This window comes from Acuticoccus kandeliae (assembly GCF_003073115.1).
On sequence record NZ_QBBV01000039.1, the window covers coordinates 1 to 500 of the forward strand.

Genomic DNA, 500 nt, shown 5'->3' on the forward strand with positions numbered 1-500 from the left:
CTCCTGTCACGGCCGTCCGGGCCGTGACCGTTTCGAGTCCATAGGAGGTGAGTGGTTCTCATGCGTCATTACGAGGTCATGGTCATCCTCGACGGCGGCCTGGACGAGCGCACTGTGCAGCCGTCCCTGGAGCAGTTCCTCACCGTCGTGAAGAACGACGGCGGATCGGTCGAGAAGATCGAGGTCTGGGGCAAGCGCCGCCTGGCCTACGAGATCAAGAAGCAGGGCGAGGCCATCTACGCGGTCCTCGACATCACCGCTGAGCCGGCCACCGTCACCGAGCTGGACCGCCAGCTGGGTCTGAACGAGTCCGTGCTGCGCACCAAGGTCCTGCGCAAGGACGTCACCCGCACGCCGGCGCCCGCCGCCGGCTGATTGGAGCCGTCATGGCCGGCGAGACCGTCATCACCGTCGTGGGCAACCTGACGGCGGATCCCGAGCTGCGGTTCACCCCGTCCGGCGCCGCGGTCGCCAACTTCACCGTGGCGTCCACGCCGCGC

Annotated in this window: 2 protein-coding genes; both read left to right on the forward strand. The window is 67.8% G+C overall.

What is annotated here, in order from left to right; all coding sequences use genetic code 11:
* Positions 1-60: 60 nt before the first annotated feature.
* On the forward strand, positions 61-375 hold the full coding sequence (rpsF, locus tag DBV35_RS29190) for a 30S ribosomal protein S6 (RefSeq protein ID WP_062398960.1): 315 nt from the start codon (positions 61-63) through the stop codon (positions 373-375).
* An 11-nt stretch (positions 376-386) separates the two neighbouring features.
* Positions 387-500, forward strand: a 114-nt coding sequence (locus DBV35_RS29195; protein WP_157962082.1) for a single-stranded DNA-binding protein, incomplete at its 3' end; no start/stop codon positions are given.

Excerpts from the sequence above, each read along its gene's own strand:
- rpsF (WP_062398960.1), top strand. The coding sequence starts at position 61 with ATGCGTCATTACGAGGTCATGGTCATCCTCGACGGCGGCCTGGACGAG.